The organism is Mesorhizobium sp., from assembly GCF_004962245.1.
Classification (GTDB): domain Bacteria; phylum Pseudomonadota; class Alphaproteobacteria; order Rhizobiales; family Rhizobiaceae; genus Mesorhizobium.
In genome coordinates, this window is sequence record NZ_SUHQ01000022.1 from 29,786 (window position 1) to 46,939 (window position 17,154).

General features: G+C 63.0%; 15 protein-coding genes. 4 read left to right on the forward strand and 11 right to left on the reverse strand.

Annotation, left to right across the window (positions count from 1 at the left end; translation table 11 throughout):
• Positions 1-11 precede the first annotated feature (11 nt).
• Positions 12-1,541 carry a choline-sulfatase gene (gene betC, locus E5X88_RS22280; RefSeq protein ID WP_292165164.1) on the reverse strand — a complete coding sequence of 510 codons (1,530 nt, stop codon included), beginning with the start codon at positions 1,539-1,541 and terminating at the stop codon, positions 12-14.
• Positions 1,538-2,128 (reverse strand): transcriptional regulator BetI, encoded by a 591-nt coding sequence (gene betI, locus E5X88_RS22285; RefSeq protein WP_292165165.1) that lies wholly within the window; start codon positions 2,126-2,128, stop codon positions 1,538-1,540. The genes betC and betI overlap by 4 nt, the downstream gene beginning before the upstream one ends.
• Positions 2,129-2,360: 232 nt before the next feature.
• On the opposite strand from betI, the gene E5X88_RS22290 reads away from it, so the two are divergent.
• On the forward strand, positions 2,361-3,527 hold the full coding sequence (locus tag E5X88_RS22290) for an acetyl-CoA acetyltransferase (protein ID WP_292165166.1): 1,167 nt from the start codon (positions 2,361-2,363) through the stop codon (positions 3,525-3,527).
• Positions 3,528-3,755: 228 nt separating this feature from the next.
• On the forward strand, positions 3,756-4,763 hold the full coding sequence (locus E5X88_RS22295) for an asparaginase (protein WP_292165167.1): 1,008 nt from the start codon (positions 3,756-3,758) through the stop codon (positions 4,761-4,763).
• A gap of 9 nt (positions 4,764-4,772) precedes the next feature.
• Here the strand turns inward: E5X88_RS22295 and E5X88_RS22300 are convergent, their stop codons facing one another.
• A complete protein-coding gene (locus tag E5X88_RS22300; protein WP_292165169.1) occupies positions 4,773-6,149 on the reverse strand; it encodes a TIGR03808 family TAT-translocated repetitive protein in 1,377 nt (458 codons plus the stop codon).
• Positions 6,150-6,269: 120 nt separating this feature from the next.
• Between E5X88_RS22300 and greA the strand changes: the two genes are divergently transcribed.
• Positions 6,270-6,743 (forward strand): transcription elongation factor GreA, encoded by a 474-nt coding sequence (gene greA, locus E5X88_RS22305; protein WP_292165171.1) that lies wholly within the window; start codon positions 6,270-6,272, stop codon positions 6,741-6,743.
• Here greA and E5X88_RS22310 read toward each other — a convergent pair.
• The 4 genes from E5X88_RS22310 to E5X88_RS22325 all read right to left on the reverse strand — a co-directional run bounded on the left by E5X88_RS22310 (position 6,740) and on the right by E5X88_RS22325 (position 10,981).
• Positions 6,740-7,129 carry a type II toxin-antitoxin system death-on-curing family toxin gene (locus E5X88_RS22310; RefSeq protein WP_292165173.1) on the reverse strand — a complete coding sequence of 130 codons (390 nt, stop codon included), beginning with the start codon at positions 7,127-7,129 and terminating at the stop codon, positions 6,740-6,742. The genes greA and E5X88_RS22310 overlap by 4 nt on opposite strands.
• The gene (locus E5X88_RS22315; RefSeq protein WP_292165175.1) at positions 7,126-7,347 is read right to left on the reverse strand and encodes an AbrB/MazE/SpoVT family DNA-binding domain-containing protein; all 222 of its coding nucleotides are present in this window, start codon (positions 7,345-7,347) and stop codon (positions 7,126-7,128) included. Before E5X88_RS22315 ends, E5X88_RS22310 begins: the two co-directional genes overlap by 4 nt.
• 71 nt (positions 7,348-7,418) lie before the next feature.
• Positions 7,419-9,542, reverse strand: coding sequence for a methylmalonyl-CoA mutase (scpA, locus tag E5X88_RS22320; protein WP_292165177.1), 2,124 nt, complete (start codon positions 9,540-9,542; stop codon positions 7,419-7,421).
• On the reverse strand, positions 9,539-10,981 hold the full coding sequence (locus tag E5X88_RS22325; protein ID WP_292165179.1) for a methylmalonyl-CoA mutase subunit beta: 1,443 nt from the start codon (positions 10,979-10,981) through the stop codon (positions 9,539-9,541). Before E5X88_RS22325 ends, scpA begins: the two co-directional genes overlap by 4 nt.
• 314 nt (positions 10,982-11,295) lie before the next feature.
• Here E5X88_RS22325 and E5X88_RS22330 point away from each other — a divergent pair, with 314 nt between their 5' ends.
• Positions 11,296-12,834 (forward strand): helicase HerA-like C-terminal domain-containing protein, encoded by a 1,539-nt coding sequence (locus tag E5X88_RS22330; RefSeq protein ID WP_292165181.1) that lies wholly within the window; start codon positions 11,296-11,298, stop codon positions 12,832-12,834.
• Between the two features lie 354 nt (positions 12,835-13,188).
• Here E5X88_RS22330 and E5X88_RS22335 read toward each other — a convergent pair whose 3' ends face one another.
• The 4 genes from E5X88_RS22335 to dctP form a co-directional block, all read right to left on the reverse strand.
• Entirely contained in the window at positions 13,189-13,629 is a 441-nt protein-coding gene (locus E5X88_RS22335; RefSeq protein WP_292165304.1) for a hypothetical protein, read from the reverse strand.
• A 537-nt stretch (positions 13,630-14,166) separates the two neighbouring features.
• Positions 14,167-15,474 (reverse strand): TRAP transporter large permease, encoded by a 1,308-nt coding sequence (locus E5X88_RS22340; RefSeq protein WP_292165183.1) that lies wholly within the window; start codon positions 15,472-15,474, stop codon positions 14,167-14,169.
• Complete coding sequence (locus E5X88_RS22345; protein ID WP_292165185.1) at positions 15,471-16,049, reverse strand: TRAP transporter small permease subunit; 579 nt, start codon at positions 16,047-16,049, stop codon at positions 15,471-15,473. Before E5X88_RS22345 ends, E5X88_RS22340 begins: the two co-directional genes overlap by 4 nt.
• A gap of 73 nt (positions 16,050-16,122) precedes the next feature.
• Entirely contained in the window at positions 16,123-17,133 is a 1,011-nt protein-coding gene (dctP, locus tag E5X88_RS22350) for a TRAP transporter substrate-binding protein DctP (protein ID WP_292165186.1), read from the reverse strand.
• Positions 17,134-17,154 lie beyond the last annotated feature (21 nt).

Genomic DNA, 17,154 nt, shown 5'->3' on the forward strand with positions numbered 1-17,154 from the left:
ACCGTCTGCCATCATTCGCCTCGCGGAAAGCGCTTCTGCTCTTCGAGCAGGTCGAGATTCATGTGGTTACGCATGTAGCGTTCCGAGGCCTTCTGCAGCGGCTGGAATTCCCAGGGGTAGTGGGTGCCGTTGCGCAGCGCCGGATAAACCACCCAGCGGCGCGCCTGGCTGGCGCGCACGGCGGCGTCGAAGCCGGCCATGTCCCAGCGCGCCCGGACCTTGCCGGTGAATGCAGCCAGCAGGCAGGCATGCGCCGGATCGGCGGCGAGATTGGTCAGCTCGAGCGGATCCGATTCAAGATCAAACAGTTGCGGCGGATCGATCTCGCAATGGATGAATTTGTAGCGGCCCTCGCGGATCGCTACCATCGGCGCGTTGGAGCCTTCCGCCGCATATTCCATCAGCACAGGTGCGGTGCGTTCCTCGCCGTCGAGCAACGGCAGCAGCGACTGGCCGTCCGTCCACGGCGCAATGGCGCTCATGTCGATGCCGGCGAGGTCGCAAAGCGTCGGCGTCACGTCGAGATTGGAGACCGGCGCCTCGACCAGGGCGGCCGGGATGTCCTTGCCGGCGATCATCAGCGGCACCCGCGCCGAGCCCTCGAAGAAGCACATCTTGAACCACAGGCCGCGCTCGCCGAGCATGTCGCCGTGATCCGAGCAGAACAGGATGGTCGTGTCGTCGAGCATTCGCGTGCGCTCGAGCACCGACAGCAATTCGCCGACCTTGTCGTCGAGATAGGAGATGTTGGCGAAATAGCCGCGCCGCGCGCGGCGGATCTGCTCCGAGGTGATGTCGAAGCTGTCGTAGTCGCTGGCCCGGTAGAGCCGCTGCGAATGCGGATCCTGATCGCTATAGGTGATGAAGCCCACTTCAGGCTCGAGCGCCGGGCAGTTTTCGTAGAGATCCCAATAGCGCCGCCGGGCGACGTAGGGGTCGTGCGGATGGGTGAAGGAAACCGTCAGGCACCAGGGCCGGCGCGCCGCATCGTCGGAGACGCGGGCGAAATCATAGAGCTTCTGCGCCGCATGGAAGGCGACCTCGTCGTCATATTCCATCTGGTTGGTGATCTCGGCGACGCCGGCGCCGCTCACCGAACCGAGATTGTGGTACCACCAGTCGATCCGTTCGCCGGGCTTGCGATAATCCGGCGTCCAGCCGAAATCGGCCGGATAGATGTCGGTGGTCAGCCGTTCTTCGAAGCCATGCAACTGGTCCGGCCCGACGAAATGCATCTTGCCGGACAGGCAGGTGTGGTAGCCGGCGGCGCGCAGATGATGCGCATAGGTCGGGATCGACGACGCGAACTCGGCGGCATTGTCATAGACCTCGGTGCGCGACGGCAACTGGCCGCTCATGAACGAGGCCCGGCCCGGCGCGCAGAGCGGCGAGGCGGTGTAGTTGTTTTTGAAGCGCGCCGAACGCGCGGCCAGCGCCTTCAGATGCGGCGCATGCAGGAAGTCCGCCGGCCCATCCGGAAACAGCGTGCCGTTGAGTTGATCGACCATGACGATCAGGAAATTGGGTCGCTTGGACGTCACTGCGCGCTCCGCCGGCTGAGTTTCGTTTCGAGATAATCCTCGATCAGGGCGATCGCGGTCGCGGCATTGGGCACGCCATCCTTCAGCGCGCGCCTGATATAGAGCCCGTCGATCAGTGCAGCTGTCGCCTCGGCGACGCGGTCGGCTTCGCTTCTCGGCAGGATGCCGGTCAATCCGCTCAACAGATTGGAATGCAGGCGCCGCGCATAGACCTTGAGCAGCCGGCGCAGCGCCGACGATTTCTGCGCCTCGACATAGAAGGCAAGCCAGGCGGCGATCGTTTCCGGCTGGAACTGGGCGTCGGAGAAATTGACGGCGACCACGGCCGAAACGCGCTGGCGTGCCGTGCTGGCCGATCGCAGCGCGCGCCGCATATCGGCGGTCAGCTCGGCCAGGATATGCCGCATCGTCGCCAGCAAAAGCTCGTCCTTGGCGCCGAAATAGTGATGGGCAAGCGCCGAGGACACGCCGGCGCGCCCGGCGATCTCCGACATGGTCACATCAAGCGAGCCGCGCTCGCCGATCGCCGAGATCGTCGCGTCGATGAGCGCCCTGCGGCGCAACGGCTCCATTCCGACTTTCGGCATTCTTGCTCCCGTCTCTCGCGGCGAGTTTATTTTTTATTGACGGATCAATCAACAAAAAATCCAGTCCGATTTCCATGACCCGAGGTCGGCACTGGGGACAAAGGCCGGCCGGATCAACCGATTGTGTGTCTCTGGCCCTTCACAGGATCTGGAAAGCGGTTCATAGTTGAACAATATTGATGGAATGCGCCGTGACGCCACGAACCGGCCGGCGCGGAAGATGGAGATCGCCATGACAGCATGCATCGTCGGCTGGGCGCATTCGCGCTTCGGCAAGCTCGAAGGCGAGACGCTGGAGGGCCTGATCACCAAGGTTGCAGCAGACGCACTCGATCATGCCGGCATCGGTCCGGACGAGGTCGACGAGATCATGCTTGGCCACTTCAATGCCGGCTTTTCCGCGCAGGATTTCACCGCAAGCCTGGTCCTGCAGGCCGACGACCGGCTGCGCTTCAAGCCGGCGACGCGCGTCGAGAACGCCTGCGCCACCGGCTCGGCGGCGGTCAGGCAAGGCATCCGGGCCATAGACGCCAATGCGGCGCGCATCGTGCTGGTGGTCGGCGCCGAGCAGATGACGACGACACCAGGTCCGGAAATCGGCAAGAACCTTCTCAAGGCCTCGTATCTGCCCGAGGAGGGCGATACGCCGGCAGGCTTCGCCGGCGTTTTCGGCAAGATCGCGCAGGCCTATTTCCAGCGCTATGGCGACCAGTCGGACGCGCTGGCGATGATCGCTGCCAAGAACCACAAGAACGGCGTCGACAATCCCTACGCGCAGATGCGCAAGGATTTCGGCTACGAGTTCTGCCGGCACGAGAGCGAGAAGAACCCCTTCGTCGCCGGCCCGCTGAAACGCACCGACTGCTCGCTGGTTTCCGACGGCGCCGCCGCCCTTGTCCTTGCCGACACGGCGACGGCGCTGAAGATGCGCCGCGCCGTCGCCTTCCGCGCCAATGAACATGTGCAGGATTTCCTGCCGATGTCGAAGCGCGACATCCTGGCGTTCGAAGGCTGCGAGCAGGCCTGGAATCAGGCGCTGAAGAATGCCGGTGTGACGCTCGACGATCTGTCCTTCGTCGAGACGCATGACTGCTTCACCATCGCCGAGCTGATCGAATATGAGGCGATGGGGCTGGCCAAACCCGGCGAGGGTGCCAGACTGGCGCTGGACGGCGAGACGGCGAAGGACGGCCGGCTGCCGGTCAATCCGTCCGGCGGGCTGAAGTCGAAGGGGCACCCGATCGGGGCCACCGGCGTGTCGATGCATGTGCTGAGCGCCATGCAGCTTGTCGGCGAGGCCGGTGGCATCCAGGTGCCGGGCGCAAAGCTCGGCGGCATCTTCAACATGGGCGGTGCCGCGGTCGCCAACTACGTTTCCATTCTCGACCGGATCAGATAAAAGCGGCCCGCATTACAGCGCCGCGCGCCCTTGGGCGCGCAAGGACGCTGTAGCACTTTGATTTTGCGCATGATCTTTTTCGAAAATCGATTCCGATTTTCGAGGTCATACGCTAGAGCATTTTTCAGCCAAGTGGAACACTTGGCGTCGCAGAAATGCGGCTAAAAACAAAGAGATAGAGCGGGATGCTAAGTTCCATCAGACGCATCGCGCTCTAGCGGGGAATTCATGACAAATCCGGTTCTGGTCGAGGTTTTGCGCGGCGCGGTGGTCGAGAGCGCCCATCGTGGCGCCATTGCGGTCTTCGATGCCGACGGCAAGCCGTTCCTGGAGATCGGCGATACGGCACGCCCGGTGTTCCCGCGCTCGGCCGTCAAGGCGATCCAGGCGCTGCCGCTGGTCGAAAGCGGTGCCGCCGATGCGTTTGGCTTCGGCGACCGGGAACTGGCGCTGGCCTGCGCTTCGCATTCCGGCGAACCCGCGCATGTCGACTTGGCGCGGGCAATGCTGGCGAAGGCCGGCCTCGACCAGACCGCGCTGGAGTGCGGCGCGCATTGGCCGTCGAGCCATGAAGCGACAATTGCGCTTGCCCGTGCCGGCAACTTGCCAAACGCGCTGCACAACAATTGTTCGGGCAAGCATGCGGGTTTCCTCTGCACCTGCGTCCACGCCGGCATCGCACATCGCGGCTATGTCAAATCAGGCCATGCCCTGCAGGAGATGGTGCGCGATGCGATGCAGGCCGTAACCGGTGCTGCCCATGACGTCCATCATTGCGGCACCGACGGCTGCTCGATCCCAACCTATGCCGTGCCACTGCGCAGCTTCGCGCTCGGCTTTGCCCGCATGGCAACCGGTGTCGGCTTCGAACCGGCACGCGCCAAGGCCGCAAAGCGGCTGCTTTCAGCCTGCATGGCCGAGCCCTTTCTGGTCGCCGGCACGGGCAGGGCCGATGTTGCGCTGATGGAAGCCGCGCCAGGCCGGATTTTTGTGAAGGTGGGGGCCGAGGGCGTCTATTGCGCGGCTCTTCCCGAGCTTGGCCTTGGCATTGCGCTTAAATGCGATGATGGCGCCGGCCGTGCGGCTGAAGTCATGGTCGCGGCATGCATTGCCAGGCTTTTGCACACCGACGAGGCGCTGGCGGCGAAACTGATCGAACAGGCAAATCCGCCCATCGAAAGCCGGATCGGCGCCAAGGTCGGCGCCCTCCGCCTCACCGCCGCCGCGCTGAGCTGAGAGCGGCATTCAGCTCACATGATTGCGCTCGATGGTCAGATGCGCATAGCCGGCATTGCCTGCTGCGGCGAGGTCGCCGGTCACCGGCTCGGCCCAGCGGTGGCCGACGATCGCGCCGTTTTGGGCGCCGTCGATAACATTGTCGGAGATGACCGCCGTCCCGGCGCCCTCGACCACGGTGACGGCGATGCCGGTTCCGGCCTTGCGGATGATGTTTGCGGTGGCGACCACGTTGCGCATGAATGGTCCCCAGCCGATGTGCATGCCGTAGAGCGGCGCATTCTCGACGACATTGCCGGAGACGGTGGTATCCGCCTCGACGCTGATCCCGACGCCGAAACCGGGCGCATCGGCAGGGTAGGGGCCGCTGGTCGAGAGGTTGCGGACGACGTTTCCGGAACACACGCCCATGCGGCCGCCTTCGTTGAAATTGACGAACGAGATGCCGTTGGCGGCGCCATCGACGATGTTGTTGCTGACGATCGCTCCTTCGAAGGAGAATTCGGAATAGAGCGCCGTTTCGCCCGACCGCGAGCAGGTGTTGCCGGTGACGTGCAGATTGCTTGCGCTGTTGGCGCGGATTGCCGAAAACGCGCAGTCCGCGACGATATTGCCCGAGATGATGACATTGCCGGCGCGGAACGTATTGATGCCGTTGCCGTTCTGGCCGGTTCCACCGCTGCGCGCCTGGATGCGCTCGACGCGGTTGCCGCTGACGATGGTGCCGTCCTCGGCGGCCTGCCAGCGGTGCACGAGGATGCCGCCATTGCCGCAGTCGGACACCGTGTTATCTGATATCTCCAGGCCGGCGGCTTCGATCGAATAGATGCCCGCGTCAGCCGCGCCTGATATTTCCGAGCGCTCGATGCGGCCCGAAGCGTGCTCGAGTGCCAGGCCGTTCTTGCCGCTGCCGGTGATCTGGCAATTGTCGATGACGAGATGGTTGACGCGGCGGAGATCGAGCAGGCCTTGCGCGTAGTCGCCCAGCCAGCGGTTGGTGCCGTCGAACACCAGTCCGGTGAATTCGATGTGCTCGGCCTGTTCAGCCATGAGCAGATGGCCGTTGCCGCCATAGACGATCCGCGATGCCCCCGGCACGCCGGAAAGTCTGATACGGCTGGGCAGCGACAGGTTGGATACGACATAGGTTCCCGGCGGCAGGAACACCGGCATGTCGCGGTCGTTTGCATCGCGCAGCAGCCTGGCGAAGGCCTTGCTCTGGTCGTCAAGCGCGCCGGGCTGCACGCCGAGGTCGGCAGCGTTGATCGAGCCGCGCATCGAGGCATTCTCGACGCCGGGCAGGCTGGCCGCCGCTGCCTTGCCGAGCGAGAGGCCCATGACGGCAAAGCCGGCGGTTTGCATAAGCAATTTTCGTCTGTTCAACATCGGCACAGATTCCCAGCGTTCGGCCGTCGTGCCGCAGGAATCGTGCCAGACGGCATCGGCCCCAATTCGGTTTGCCGGCAATGGCTTGTGAAGTCGCCGCGCGAGGCATAAGTTCGACCAATGAGCAGAGCCTTCACGCGCGAAGAGGATAGCGAAAACGCCATCGCCGGCATCGGCGAGCGGCCGATCAGTCCGCACCGCAATCTGGTCACGGAGCGCGGCCTGGCGCTGATCGACGCCGAACTGGCCACCCTGCGCGATGACCTGGCCAGGGCGGAGAAAAGGGCCGACCGCGAGCGCATCGCGCTCATCTCGCGCGACCTGCGCTACTGGACCGCACGGCGTGAAAGCGCAGAGCTTTCCGTGCCGGAACCGGGCAGCGATCTGGTTCGCTTTGGCATGGGTGTCACGCTGGAAGGCGATAACGGCAGGAAGGTACACTGGAAGATCGTCGGCGAGGATGAGGCCGATCCGGCCAAGGGCACAATTTCCCATGTGTCGCCGATGGCCTTGGCCTTGTACGGCAAGAGGGTCGGCGAAATTGCCGTGGTGAACGGCAAGGAATGGGAGATCGTCAAGCTCTCGGACAATTAGTCCTCGACCTTGACGACATGGTCGCGGAAGAATGCCGCCGCGCCGGTCTCGTCGATCTCGCCGGCTGCGACGCCCATGACGAATTCGTAGATCGTGCCGTTGTCAGCGGTCAAAGCATAGCCGTTCACAATCAGAAACGCGCCGGCCGCGACCATTGCCGTGCGTTTATTGCCGTCGACAAAGGCATGGTTTCTGGCAATACCGAAGACATAGGCGGCTGCGAGATTTTCAACTGACGGATCTCCGTAATTGGCCTTGTTCTCGGCGCGGGCGAGCGCCGATTCGAGGGCATTTTCATCCCTCAAACCTTGCGCTCCGCCATGTCGACGCAGCTGCTCGGCGTGCATCGCTTCAATTGCACGCCGCGTCAGGAACTCCCAGCTCATTCGGCGAGCTTCTGAAGCGCGACCTTGTATTTGTCCATGATCTCGCGAGCGGCCTTCATCTGTCGCTCGAAGCTGTCATCCACCGGCTTTAGCGCAAGGCCGTCACCTGTTTCAACGATTTGAAGCTGGTCACCCGCTTTCAGGTTCAGGCGGTCGAGAATTTCCTTGGGCAGGATCACGCCTTCGGAGTTACCGATCTTGCGAATGGTCGTGTTCATGACGGCATATCCTGTTGCAACACCAATTATAAATCGACCTATCAATTGTTGCAACAGATATTATAACGGAGTCACATGGCCTGCAGCAGCCGGTCCATCAGCCGTTCCGCGGCTTCCGGGATGACGGTGCCCGGCGGGAAGATTTCCGCCGCACCCGCCTGCCGCACGGCGTCGTAATCCTGTGGCGGGATGACGCCGCCGGCGACGATCAGCATGTCGCTGCGGCCGAGCTTCTTCAGCGCGTCCTTGAGTTCGGGAATGAGCGTCAGGTGCCCCGCTGCCAGCGACGAAGCGCCGACGATATGCACATTTTGCTCGACCGCGAGCCTGGCGATCTCTTCCGGCGTCTGGAACATCGCCCCGACGGTGACGTCGAAGCCGAGATCGGCAAAGGCGGTGGCGATGACCTTCTGGCCGCGGTCATGGCCGTCCTGTCCCATCTTGGCAACCAGGATGCGCGGCTTGCCGCCGGACTTCTCCTCGAACGCCACGATCTTGTCCTGCAGCCGGTCGACCACCGGATTGTCGCCAAGCGCCTTGCGGTAGACGCCGGAGATCGTCTGCACCGAGGCGACATGGCGGCCGAAGACCTTTTCCAGCGCCAGCGAAATCTCACCGACCGTGGCATTGGCACGCGCGGCGCGGATGGCGAATTCCAGCAGGTTCTCGCCGCTCTCCGCAGCGCGGGTCAGCGCATCGAGCGCGCTTTCGACCGTGGCGACATCGCGCGTGCCTTTCAGCCGTTGCAGCTTCGACAATTGCCGGGCCCTGACTTCGGCATTGTCGATCTTCAGCACGTCGACTTCGATGTCAGTGCCGGGCCGATGAGCGTTGACGCCGACCAGGATCTGCTCGCCGGAATCGATGCGCGCCTGCGTGCGCGCGGCGGCTTCCTCTATGCGCAGTTTGGGTATGCCTTTTTCGATCGCCGCGGCCATGCCGCCGAGGCTCTCGACCTCCTCGATATGGGCAAGCGCCCGCGCCGCCAGATCATGCGTCAGCCGTTCGAGATAGGCTGAGCCGCCCCACGGGTCGATGATGCGCGTGGTGCCGGATTCCTTCTGCAGGATGAGCTGCGTATTGCGGGCGATGCGGGCCGAATGATCGGTCGGCAGTGCCATCGCCTCGTCGAAGGAGTTGGTGTGCAGCGATTGCGTATGACCCTGCGTGGCCGCCATCGCCTCGATCATGGTGCGGATGATGTTGTTGTAAGGGTCCTGCGCCGTCAGCGACCAGCCCGAGGTCTGGCAATGGGTGCGCAGCGACAGCGAGCGCTCGTCCTTCGGCGAAAAATTCTTCCGCATCAGGCTGGTCCACAACAGGCGCGCCGCCCTCAGCTTGGCCACTTCCATGAAGAAGTTCATGCCGATCGCCCAGAAGAACGAAAGGCGCGGTGCGAAACGGTCGATATCGAGACCCGCCGCGACGCCGGCGCGGGCATATTCGATGCCGTCGGCAATCGTGTAGGCAAGCTCGAGGTCTGCGGTCGCTCCTGCCTCCTGCATGTGATAGCCGGAGATCGAAATCGAATTGAACTTCGGCATATGCTGAGAGGTGTAGGAAAAAATGTCCGACACGATCCGCATCGAAGGCTTGGGCGGATAGATGTAGGTGTTACGCACCATGAACTCTTTCAGGATGTCGTTCTGAATGGTTCCAGCGAGATCCTTCTGCGCAACGCCCTGTTCTTCCGCCGCCACGATGTAGAGCGCCATGATCGGCAGCACAGCACCGTTCATGGTCATCGACACCGTCATCTCGCCGAGCGGGATGCCGTCGAACAGCTGGCGCATGTCGAGGATGGAATCGATGGCGACGCCGGCCATGCCGACATCGCCGGCAACACGCGGATGGTCGCTGTCGTAGCCGCGATGCGTGGCGAGGTCGAAAGCGACCGACAGCCCCTTCTGGCCGGCCGCAAGGTTGCGCCGGTAGAAGGCGTTCGACTCTTCCGCCGTCGAGAAGCCGGCATATTGCCGGATCGTCCAGGGCTGCTGGACATACATGGTCGGGTAGGGGCCGCGCACGAACGGCGGCAGGCCCGGATAGGTATCGAGATGCGGCAATCCCTTGAGGTCGCCCTGACTGTACAGGTGCTTGACGGCGATGCCTTCCGGCGTCATCCGCTGCCCCTTGACCTCGACCGGCGCCCGGCGCGGCGGCAACCAGCCGATCTGGCTGAAATCCGGGATCATGGTGCTGCTCCGATCGATTGATCGATGCGGATCGGAAACAGCGGCTCGCACACCGCCACGCTCTCGGTGACGGCGGGCCGCCGCTCCGCCACCAGCGTTTCGACCGGACGTTCGGTCTTCGACGGGTAAAGTGTCGTGCCGATGATGGCCCGCTCGCCGGCCCGATAGGCGGCATTGCGGTGGGCGGAGGCCGCTTGAACCCGTTTCTGGATGTGTCCTTGCTGCAGGCTGGACAGCACGCCGCCTTCCGCCTCGATCCGCTGGAATTCTTCCCAGGCCACTTCGCAAAGGTCCGCAGTCAGCGCTTCGACGGCGCCCGAACCGCAAGCAGGGTCGGCGACATGATCGATATGGCTTTCGTTGGCCATGATCAGTTGCGTATTGCGGGCGACACGGCGGGCAAAGCCCGCTGGCAGACCATGCGCGATCGTATGCGGCAGGATGGAGATCGAATCCGCGCCGCCGGCTGCCGCGGCAAAACCGGCGATCGCGGTGCGCAGGATGTTTGTCTCCGGATCCGCCGAAGTCATCATGCGGAAGGACGTCTCGGCATGGATGTTGGCGGTGGCGGCGGGGATCGAGCAGGCCTCCTGAACACGCGCCCACAGCCTGCGCAAGGCCCTGACCTTGGCCATCGACACGAACTGGTCCTGGTCGATGCTCAGGGCAAAGCCGATATGGGGCGCCGCATAGACAAGCGGCTGGCGCGCCTCCTCGAACATCCGAAGATAGGAGACCGCAGAAGCCATCATGGTGCCCAGCTCCTGCGCTTCGGTGGCGCCGGCATTGTGGAAGACGCGTCCGTCTGCCTCCAGCAGAACCCCGGGCACGCCCATCGAGAAAAAATGCGCCAGGGACTGCGGCATCGACGCCTGCAGGGCCTCGATAGACATGCGCAACCGGCCGGTTCCGGCAAAGATCGCCGCCGGATCGATGCCGAAGGAAAGGTTGAGCTTTGCCGGGTCGGATCGGCGCTTGGTCAGGAACGCTACCAGCCAGTCGGCCACGGCGCGGCTCCATGGATGCGCATCGATGCGCACTTGGATGCGGTTGAGCGGCACGCCGTCCAGCACGGTCTCCAGTGCCTCGGCAGTTCTCGGCAGGCCGTAGCCGAACGCATTCGGCGCGCCTTCGAAGACAAGTGACAATCCGGTGGCGCCCTGTGCGACGTCGTCAAGGGCCTGGGCCTTGGCCCGGCCGACATCCGGATCGTCGATACGCTGGCTGACGATCCACGGCGATCTGGGATTTGCCCGCGCGAGCGGCTCAGCGGTGACCGAACGATCATAGAGCGGTTCGATGCGGATGGCATCGTCCGTATGGGATACGAGCTTTTCCTCGAAGGATCCGCCGGCCAGGGCTTTTTCCACAAGGGCCAGCCACCGCTGCCGGTCAGGGTTTGGAACTTCAGTATCCTGGATCAAGGCACCGGCGCCCATCCGCTTTTCCTCGCCTACAGCGCCGCGCGTCCTTTGGACGGCAAAGGACGCTGTAGCACTTTTGATCTTGTCGGCCGCATCGGCCTGTAACGTCAGTCTACGGTTCCCCGTCCCATATCACAATGCAACACGCGTCCTGCGACGATGAACCGCCAACCGATTGCCAAACACGCGCAAAATCCGCAAGCGCCAAAAACCCATTTTCGGCCATGGCCATTGTCGCTGCGCAATGACGTCATTATACCTGCGGCGAGCCCCGTTACTTTCAATACATCAGGGCTTTCAACACTTCAGGTTTGCGGAGAACCCGACACATGGCTGACGACACCAGTATTTTCTTAGGAGCCAGCCGCAAGCCCGATGACAGCTACCAGCGCGCTGAGAATCTGCTGCTTCAGTACGGCAATCGCCATGGCCTGGTCACCGGCGCGACCGGCACCGGCAAGACCGTGAGCTTGCAGATTCTGGCGGAAGGCTTCTCCAATGCCGGCGTGCCGGTCTTCTGTGCCGACATCAAGGGCGACCTGTCGGGTATCGCCATGATGGGCACGGCGCAGGATTTCCTGGTCAAGCGAGCCGAGCAGGTCAAGCTCGATCCCTACGATTTCCAGGAATTTCCGGTCATCTTCTGGGATCTTTTCGGCGAGCAGGGCCATCCGATCCGCGCCACCGTCTCGGAAATGGGGCCGCTGCTTCTGTCGCGCCTGATGAACCTCTCCGAGGCGCAGGAAGGCATCATGAACATCGCCTTCCGCATCGCCGACGAGGAAGGCTTGTTGCTGCTGGACCTGAAGGACCTGCAAGCGCTTCTTGCCAACATCGCTGAACGCGCCGAAGAAATCGGAGCTCGCTACGGCAATGTCACAAAGCCTTCGGTCGGCGCGATCCAGCGCACGCTGCTGGTTCTGGAGCAGCAGGGAGCGACGAATTTCTTCGGCGAGCCGGCGTTGCGGATCGCCGACATCATGCGCACCACCCGCGACGGACGCGGCGCCATCAGCGTGCTGGCCGCCGACAAGCTGATGATGAATCCCCGGCTCTATGCGACATTCCTCTTGTGGCTGATGTCGGAACTGTTCGAGGAGCTCCCCGAAGTCGGCGACCCCGATAAGCCAAAGCTGGTCTTCTTCTTCGACGAGGCGCACCTTCTGTTCGACGATGCGCCGAAGGTGCTGATCGACCGGGTCGAGCAGGTGGTCCGGCTGATCCGTTCGAAGGGCGTCGGCGTCTACTTCGTCACCCAGAATCCGCTGGATATCCCTGAAACGGTCCTGGCCCAGCTCGGCAACCGGGTGCAGCACGCCCTGCGCGCCTATACGCCGCGGGAGCAGAAGGCAGTGAGAACGGCCGCCGAGACGTTCAGGCCCAATCCCGACTTCGATTGTGCGACCGTGATCACGCAGCTCGGCACCGGCGAGGCGCTGGTCTCGACGCTGGAAGCCAAAGGGGCTCCGTCCATGGTCCAGCGGACGTTGATTCGCCCGCCGTCTTCGCGTCTTGGCCCGATCACGCCCGACGAGCGCCGCAAGCTGATCACCGAAAGCCCGGTTGCGGGACAGTACGACCAGACCATCGATCGTGAATCAGCCTTTGAGATGCTGCAGAAAAAAGCCAAGGCCGCTCAGGACGCGGAGGCGCAGGCACAGCAGGAGAGTGGCCGCTGGACCATCCCCGGCTTCGGCAACGACGATCCGGCTCCGCAGCCCGGCGGCAGGCGCGCACCGGCGCCAAGACCGTCCAATCGCCAGACGGTGGCGGAGGCGGCGATCAAATCGGTGGTTCGTTCGGTCGGCTCGTCCGTGGGACGGGCGATCGTGCGCGGTATTCTCGGCAGCCTGGCAAGGGGACGATAAGGGGCATCAGGCTTAAAGTGGGCACCGATGCTCGGGCGCAAAAATATAGGGCGCCAAAATGGCGCCGGCTCTGGAAAAATCCCGGTACTGTGTAGCAGGTGCACCAGCCTGATTTGAGGTTGCCAATGGTAGCTTTGCGCCGCATCGTTGCCGTTTAGGTCGGTGTTTGCCGATCACGGAAGCTGCTATCCTTGTTGATGCGCGGCCAACCTCCTCTGAACGTCTTCGCCTCGTGGTTTACGGGCGGCTACCGGACCCAAAAGCCAACAAAACTGCCAGTGCCACCGCCCGGCCGTTTTCTTAAATGCCCTTGATGAGGCCATCAGCGCGTCCACGGAGCCGCCATTTCGGCCCTTACTTCACCGTGATGCTCATACCGCTGAGATCGGCATTGACTTGCAGGCCTACCTGCCTGCCTGAGAGTTCGAGTTGGGCGCCCTTGTCATTAGTCATGACGATCACCTGGGCCCCTTTGCCGAGCGCGCCGCCACCCCCCGCTGCACCGTACACCCCCGTCACATCTCGGGCGCGGCGTATGTGGCGCACGGTACCGTGGAAATAGGTCTTAGAGGCCCCGAAGGCGAGGCCGCCCGAGATGCCGCCGACCGAGATGGGATATCGGCGACCATGGAAGGTCAGCGTGCCCTCGCCTCCGGCGCCACCGATGAAGAAGGCCGCCTTGTAGATGGTGAAGCGGATCGTACCGCTGTCGGCATGCGCGGCGCTGGCAAAGCTAACTCCCGCGACGGCGATGACGGCAACCGCGACTGAACGAAATCTGGACAAAATCTTCATCATGAGAGCTCCTCAAGATCGCCGCTTATCAAAGTCATAGCTGAACAGTCTCGCCCGTCATTAGTTCCAAGCACGCGGCCTGAATCCGGCCGCGGGAAGACCGCTACGAAACGAGGCCGGTGGCGAACATAGTCTTGGCTGGTGCCACGACAACGGCGTTCGTGCATTCACGATTTTGGAACAACCCTAACGCCTATTCCTCCGATCGACAGTTGACCGTCTTTAAGGAACGCGATGTCGGCTTTTCGACACCAAGTACGCGCGCGAGGCCGGTGACAACCCGCCAAAGCTTAGGCGAGCTGGCTGGTGGAGCCCGGGGTCCGCTCTCCTTTCTCGGCGCCCGCAACCTTCCGCTTTCGGCCCATATCAACTCGTTCAATACGTCGCTGCTGTGCGTCGGCTCCTGGCGCCAAAGGCGGACGTTCCTCGGCGGGCGGACGAACGGCCGCTTTAGGCCGATGATCAGGCAAGCCGACGGAGCTCTTTTTTGCGTCCTGGATGGTATAAGGGCGCTGAAGGTCGGCCGCGAAACAAAGGTCAAGGCAGTCCAAGCACCAGCCGCGGCAGCGCCATCGACAGGCTTGGGACGAAGGTGGTGAGAAGCACCACCGGCATATAGGCGAAGAACACGAAAACCAGCGTCGGCGTCAGCATCCGCGCCAGCGGCACCTTGCCGATCAGCGCGGCGAAATAGAGGATCGGCGCAGTCGGCGGCGTGATCAGCCCCATACCGAGATTGGTGGCGACGATCGCGGAAAAGTGGATCGGGTCGACGCCGGCTTGCGTCATCACCGGCATCAGCAGCGGCGAGGCGAGTAGTATGCCGCTGACATCTTCCATGAACATGCCGACGATCATCAGGAAGAGATTGGCGAGCAGCAACAGGATGATCGGGTTCTCGCTGATGGTGAGAAAGCCCTCCATGATCTGTTGCGGCACGTTCTCCAGCGTCCAAACCCGGCCGAGCATGGCGGCAAAGAAAATCAAAAGCAGGAGCACGCCCGTCGTCTGGCCGGCTCGCCAGAACACTTCGCCCAAATCGCGCCAATTGATGTCCTTGTAAAGGTAGATCGAAACCGGGATGGCATAGACGACGGCGACTGCCGCGGCTTCGGTCGGCGTGGTGACGCCGCCATAGATGAAGCCGAGGATCAACACCGGCATCACCAGCCCGAGGCTGGCCCGCTTGGTACGCCGCGCAACCTCTCGGGCGAATTGGCGCGCGCCGGTCTTTTCAGGCCCGGCGATCGGCATGCTACGCGTCAGCACGAAATTCCAAAAACCCAGGAAAAGGCAAAGCAGCAGGCCAGGAACCACCGGCGCCAGGAAACAGGCGAGGATCGAGGTGCCGGTGACCCAGCCATACAGGATCATCGAGGCGCTGGGCGGGATGAGCAGCGCCAGCACCGAGGATGCTGAGACCAACGCGGTTGCATAGCCACGGTCGTAGCCGCGCGCCTCCATGCGCGGGATCATGATGGTGCCGATGGCGGCGACCGCCGATGACGCCATTCCGGAAATCGCGCCAAATACGGCGGTCGTCAGGATGACGACGATGCCGAGCCCGCCGCTCATACGCCCGAACAGGCTGTCAGCGAGGTCGACGAGGCGCGCGGCGATGCCGCCCTGGCTCATGATGCCACCGGCGAGGATGTAAAGCGGGATAGCGATGATCACCAGCGACGATATTTTCGAATAGCCAGCGCCGACCAGGAAGGTCGCGGCGCCGAGATCGCCGAACGTCATCAGCAGCAGCACCGCGCCGGCGAAGCAGAATGGAACCGGGACACCGATGACCAGGAGGAACGTAAGCAGCAGCGCGTCGGCGATGATCAGTATGCTCATCTGCCGCCGCCCCTGCCGAAGCGGCGGAGATGGTCGAGGAGTTCGACCGCGAAGTAGACCGTCATCAATGTAAGGCACACCGGCATGACGCCGTGCACCCACACCATCGGAATGCCGGTTTCGAGCGACATCGTCCCGCGCTTCAGCGTGAAGGCCAGATACTGCCAGGCCCACAGCGTCATCCAGCCGCACAGTAGGAGCGTGATGAGGCTTGCGAAGGCCGCGATCGCTTCGCGCGTTCTGCCTTCAGGCACAACGAGTTCGACCAGGCTGGCCGAGATGTGGCCGCGTTCCCAGGCGCCATGCGAGGCGCCTATGAAGTAGAGATAGACGGCGACGAAGCTTGCCAGTTCCTCGATGCCGAAGAGAGAGATGCTCATCACGTAGCGGGTGAAGACCTGGACCGTGATCAATACCGTCAGGACCGCGCCGCACAGGAGCAGCAGGAAGCGCTGCAGCTGCAGCTTGGCGTTCCAGATGGAAAGCGCCGTTCCCGATAGGAAGAGGGGCGTGTTGATTCCGGAATGAATGCTTCCGGGCACTGCCACCGCGACGGTCGTTTCGTCGTCCTTCAACGGATCGCCCTCCCAGCGAAACAACGCGAGCGGAATGGTCCCGGCCGATCGAGCGGCCGGGACCTACCTCGGATCAGTTGATGCCGAGCGAGGACTTGAGCTGGCCGAGCGTCTCGGCGCCGAGCTCGTCGGCGATCTGTGGCCACACATCCTTGCGCGCCACGGTGGCGAGCTTTTCCAGCGTCGCGTCGTCGAACGTCACCACCTCGATGCCGGCGGCCTTCATCGTCTCGAGATGCTTGGCGTCCGCCGCCTTGACCTGCTCGAACCGCTCCGCGCTAACCTCCTGGGCCGCCCCGAGCAGGATCTTCTGATCGGCTTCCGGCAGCGATGCGTATTTCTCAGAATTCACAATGAACCAGTCGCCTTCGAAATGGTCGTTGTACTGGACCCAGGTCTTGGTGATGTCCTTGAACGACTCCAGCGCCATGCCGGCGGTACCTCCGATCTGCCCGTCGACCACGCCGGTCTGCATGCCGGTATAGAGCTCTGCCCATGGCAGTGTCGCGGTGTTGAAGCCGAAGCGTTCCAGAAGCACACGATGCGTCGTGCCGCCCGGCCACACCCGGATCTTCAAATTGCGCTTCAATTCCGGATCGGCCGGATTCTCGACCGGCTTCGCGAAACCGGCGCCGCCCATGCCTTCGCCGTAGACGCCGAGCGGCGTCAAGCCTTTGGAGGAGATTGCCTCGCTGACGATGCCGAACACCGCGCCACCCGGCGACAGCGATTCCTTGGCTGTGTCATAGTTGGTGAAGGCGTACGGGAACCAGGTGATCGCCAGCCGCTTGTCATCGGCGGTCGCCAGCGGCTGCATAGCCATGTCGACCGCGCCTTGCATGACCTGTTCGTAGACCTCGGTCCAGTCACCGAGCTGGCTGGCCGGATAGACCTTGACCTCGATGCGACCTTCTGTGCGTTCGCCGACCAACTTGGCGAACTTCAGCGCGGCTGCTTCGCCTTCCGAGCCAGGCTGTTTCAGCGTTGAAAGCCGCAGCGTTTCGGCGTGGGCGGCGCCGGCGAGCAGGAGAGCCGACGTGATAGTCAGGATTCGTGCCGTCAGTTTCAGGGCATGCAATGTCATCGTCGTTCTCCTCTTTTTGTT

Bases quoted from the DNA above. Each gene is read 5' to 3' on its own strand.
- E5X88_RS22290 (WP_292165166.1), top strand. From the start codon at position 2,361: ATGACAGCATGCATCGTCGGCTGGGCGCATTCGCGCTTCGGCAAGCTC.
- E5X88_RS22330 (WP_292165181.1), top strand. From the start codon at position 11,296: ATGGCTGACGACACCAGTATTTTCTTAGGAGCCAGCCGCAAGCCCGAT.
- E5X88_RS22315 (WP_292165175.1), bottom strand. From the start codon at position 7,347: ATGAACACGACCATTCGCAAGATCGGTAACTCCGAAGGCGTGATCCTG.
- E5X88_RS22300 (WP_292165169.1), bottom strand. From the start codon at position 6,149: ATGTTGAACAGACGAAAATTGCTTATGCAAACCGCCGGCTTTGCCGTC.
- greA (WP_292165171.1), top strand. From the start codon at position 6,270: ATGAGCAGAGCCTTCACGCGCGAAGAGGATAGCGAAAACGCCATCGCC.
- E5X88_RS22340 (WP_292165183.1), bottom strand. From the start codon at position 15,474: ATGAGCATACTGATCATCGCCGACGCGCTGCTGCTTACGTTCCTCCTG.
- E5X88_RS22335 (WP_292165304.1), bottom strand. From the start codon at position 13,629: ATGAAGATTTTGTCCAGATTTCGTTCAGTCGCGGTTGCCGTCATCGCC.
- E5X88_RS22295 (WP_292165167.1), top strand. From the start codon at position 3,756: ATGACAAATCCGGTTCTGGTCGAGGTTTTGCGCGGCGCGGTGGTCGAG.
- betI (WP_292165165.1), bottom strand. From the start codon at position 2,128: ATGCCGAAAGTCGGAATGGAGCCGTTGCGCCGCAGGGCGCTCATCGAC.
- dctP (WP_292165186.1), bottom strand. From the start codon at position 17,133: ATGACATTGCATGCCCTGAAACTGACGGCACGAATCCTGACTATCACG.
- E5X88_RS22325 (WP_292165179.1), bottom strand. From the start codon at position 10,981: ATGGGCGCCGGTGCCTTGATCCAGGATACTGAAGTTCCAAACCCTGAC.
- E5X88_RS22310 (WP_292165173.1), bottom strand. From the start codon at position 7,129: ATGAGCTGGGAGTTCCTGACGCGGCGTGCAATTGAAGCGATGCACGCC.
- scpA (WP_292165177.1), bottom strand. From the start codon at position 9,542: ATGATCCCGGATTTCAGCCAGATCGGCTGGTTGCCGCCGCGCCGGGCG.